We start from the raw sequence: 2669 nt of genomic DNA, 5'->3' as shown, positions 1-2669 counted from the left end.
GCCCCCCTCGGCGCGTACGCCGCGCACAAGTTTTTCAAATGCTTCGCATACGCCACAGGCTTCTACGCAGTAGCCTTCCCAGACCTAGGAACAGCCGCGGAATTCGTCAGAAAAATAAGGTCGGCAGACCCCGACGCACAGATACACCTACTCGTCAACTACGAATTACGGCCCCCGCGTATCTAGCGCCGCGCTTCACGGCGCCCTAGTTTAAAAACCACGACTCTCACTAAGCCGTGAGTTTTCTTCTAGAGAATTCGAGATATTGGAGAGCCGCCGGGGCGATGCTGGAGATGGGGGAGTACAATCTGGTGCTTTTCCACCTAGAGCAGGCCCTACAGCTCTGCCTTAAGTACAAGCTCTACGAGAAGTACGGCGACTTTCCAAAAACCCACAGTCTTAAACAGCTGTTCGCGGAGCTCGGCGCAGAGGTTGAAATAGACCCCCTAGTGATTGACCTATTGGAAGACGCATACATAGGGTCGCGCTACATTCCGGTGAGATACTCCAGGGAAAGCGCCCACCGGGCGTATCGAGAGGTGGAGAGGGCGCTCCGCGCGCTGTCATGTCTCTAGAGCTATACAGGCGGCTCTGGGAGAGGAGGGCCGAGGAGCTCCGCAATCTCTGGGCCACGTTGGAGAGGCTCAGAGCTAGGGCACGGGAGCTGGACCCCGGGGCCCAGGTCTATGTCTTTGGTAGCTTCGCCAGAGGGGCCCACCGCCCGGACAGCGACGTGGATGTGCTTGTAGTCACCAGTCTTGCAGAGACCGAGGAGGGGCGCCTCCTCGTCAGAGCCGAGCTCGGGAGGATTCTGAGCCCCTACTCCCCAATCGAGCTACACATAGCCACGCCGGAGCAGTTCGCGTGGTATCTCCAATTTCTAGACGTCTACGTAGAGGTGTAGTGGGGCCTCGCCCACGGCGCTGTTCTCAAAAATATTTTTATACTCCGGCGCAGAGCTTCTCATGGATATATCAGAGATTATAGGCACAGTTGCAAAAAGCGTAGACCCCATCGCGGTAATTCAAGCTCTGGCTAAGGAGAAAAAACTCGACAAAGACGATATCCAGATTCTACTACTCACCTCAATACTTGAACATCTCAAAGCTATGAATACAAAGCTTGAAAACTTGGCGTCTAACGTTGGGAACATGGAGACAGAGTTGAAAAATCTTAGAAATGAGGTGGCGACTCTAAAAAATGAGGTAACGGCTCTAAGAAATGAGGTAGCCGCTCTAAGGGAGGACGTGAGGAGTATGCATAGAGACTTGAGAGATAGGCTAGACTTGATTAGCAACCAGCTGAGAGTGTTGAATACCAACATCGCCTCTACATATGAGCTGACCTCAAAGGTTGTGTCGGTGTTGATGTCCAAGGGCCTCCCGGTGGCGCCGTAGTTGCGGTTTTAACACACGGCGGGTTCACGCCGATGTTTCTACTCTCCCGCATTAACACTCCACGAGACAGTTGAAATATTGTCTGTTAACGGCGCGTTTCAATACACGCCGGGGTTTCATGCAGTGTTAGCTTGGGCAAACTAACACGCTTTACTAACATCAAATCTATATCGATATAAGTCAACGGGACGTGGTTCCCCCGGATACCTGGCCATTAGGATATCTAAAACTCTTTTGAATTTGATAATATTTGTACAACATAGTGTTTTGTCTACTGTAGTTTATGTTCTTTTTTATCTAGTTCATTAGTTGTATTATTTGTTTGTTCTTTATTTGTTTTATTTTCATTTTCAGTGTTTTTTGGCTGTTGTGACATTTCTATTAGTGTTTCCACTAGCTTCTTCCCCTTCTCTGTGATTCTGAGGTACGTCTTTATGTCCAGCCGCCTTCTCTGCACCAGTCCGTATTTCTCCAGTTTCACGGCGAAGGTGTAGAAGGTGGGGTTTACAAAGCCGTAGGGCAACGCGTCTACGGCGTCTATCCATTTTATATGTTTGTTCGCGAAGTATATCATGGCCAGGACCCGAAGGCCTTCACATCTCACCGTCTTTAGAAAGTCGTCAATCTGCTGGATAATCTTTATCTCGTTCTCCAAATCATCCATGAAGTAAAAAAGATGTCTCTATTATAGCTTGATTAGAGCTTGACTACCTCGGCAAGTAAGTTGGCGAGGTGAGGGGCGTTGCGTCGTAGTTTCTCGTAGGCTGTTGACACGTCGTCGTCTGGAGCGACTCCGTATCGGGTCAGCATGTATGCGTGCGGCCCCAGAACGTCTCTCACCATCGCCATGTCCGCGGCGTGTATCCATTTTAAAAAATGTTCCGTAGCGGTTTGGGAGGTACAATGCTTCACCACTTGTGGGGCTCCGCCTCCCCCAGCGCCGCCGTCTTCAGCCTCTCCAGCCCGCCTACGGCTTTTATAACAGCCGCCACAGACCTCGGGACCAGCTCCTCCCAGCGGGGGTCGCCCCTCAGCATGAGCTCCCTCACCCTTGTGGAGCTGTAGATCTCCCTCTGGTACATGGGTTGCTGCCTGACTTCATACCCCGCCTCTCTGAATAGGAGCGCCACGTAGGGGTTCCCTGTGTACACCACGTGGAAGGGAGGCGCCAGAGACTTCACACGGCCCAGCCACTCTAGGTTGTTCTCCACGTTGGCCACAGGTATAGCCACCACGCGGGAGAGGTCCACGCCGCCCTCGCGGAGTGCCTCC

The 2669-nt window shown here is 52.0% G+C and carries 6 protein-coding genes and 1 pseudogene; 4 read left to right on the top strand and 3 right to left on the bottom strand.

What is annotated here, in order from left to right; all coding sequences use genetic code 11:
• The 4 genes and pseudogenes from ACP5J3_RS12700 to ACP5J3_RS12685 all read left to right on the top strand — a co-directional run.
• A pseudogene (locus ACP5J3_RS12700) lies at positions 1-186 on the top strand (AsnC family transcriptional regulator); the annotation flags it as partial.
• A 50-nt stretch (positions 187-236) separates the two neighbouring features.
• Positions 237-575, top strand: coding sequence for a HEPN domain-containing protein (locus ACP5J3_RS12695; RefSeq protein WP_428496022.1), 339 nt, complete (start codon positions 237-239; stop codon positions 573-575).
• A complete protein-coding gene (locus tag ACP5J3_RS12690; RefSeq protein WP_428496021.1) occupies positions 566-904 on the top strand; it encodes a nucleotidyltransferase domain-containing protein in 339 nt (112 codons plus the stop codon). Before ACP5J3_RS12695 ends, ACP5J3_RS12690 begins: the two co-directional genes overlap by 10 nt.
• A gap of 61 nt (positions 905-965) precedes the next feature.
• Complete coding sequence (locus ACP5J3_RS12685) at positions 966-1397, top strand: hypothetical protein (RefSeq protein WP_428496020.1); 432 nt, start codon at positions 966-968, stop codon at positions 1395-1397.
• Positions 1398-1668: 271 nt separating this feature from the next.
• On the opposite strand, the gene ACP5J3_RS12680 is transcribed toward ACP5J3_RS12685, so the two are convergent.
• From ACP5J3_RS12680 to ACP5J3_RS12670, 3 genes are all read right to left on the bottom strand, one after another.
• Positions 1669-2061 carry a hypothetical protein gene (locus ACP5J3_RS12680; protein WP_428496019.1) on the bottom strand — a complete coding sequence of 131 codons (393 nt, stop codon included), beginning with the start codon at positions 2059-2061 and terminating at the stop codon, positions 1669-1671.
• Positions 2062-2093: 32 nt separating this feature from the next.
• Positions 2094-2246 carry a hypothetical protein gene (locus tag ACP5J3_RS12675; RefSeq protein ID WP_263246244.1) on the bottom strand — a complete coding sequence of 51 codons (153 nt, stop codon included), beginning with the start codon at positions 2244-2246 and terminating at the stop codon, positions 2094-2096.
• Positions 2247-2305: 59 nt separating this feature from the next.
• The coding region (locus tag ACP5J3_RS12670) for a nicotinamide-nucleotide adenylyltransferase (protein WP_428496018.1) at positions 2306-2669 on the bottom strand (364 nt) is incomplete at its 5' end.

Origin of the sequence: Pyrobaculum sp., assembly GCF_049971835.1 — an archaeon.
Taxonomy (GTDB): Archaea; Thermoproteota; Thermoprotei; order Thermoproteales; family Thermoproteaceae; genus Pyrobaculum.
This window is presented reverse-complemented; position numbering and strand designations above follow the sequence as displayed.

Excerpts from the sequence above, each read along its gene's own strand:
- ACP5J3_RS12690 (WP_428496021.1), top strand. The coding sequence starts at position 566 with ATGTCTCTAGAGCTATACAGGCGGCTCTGGGAGAGGAGGGCCGAGGAG.
- ACP5J3_RS12680 (WP_428496019.1), bottom strand. The coding sequence starts at position 2,061 with ATGGATGATTTGGAGAACGAGATAAAGATTATCCAGCAGATTGACGAC.
- ACP5J3_RS12685 (WP_428496020.1), top strand. The coding sequence starts at position 966 with ATGGATATATCAGAGATTATAGGCACAGTTGCAAAAAGCGTAGACCCC.
- ACP5J3_RS12675 (WP_263246244.1), bottom strand. The coding sequence starts at position 2,246 with ATGGCGATGGTGAGAGACGTTCTGGGGCCGCACGCATACATGCTGACC.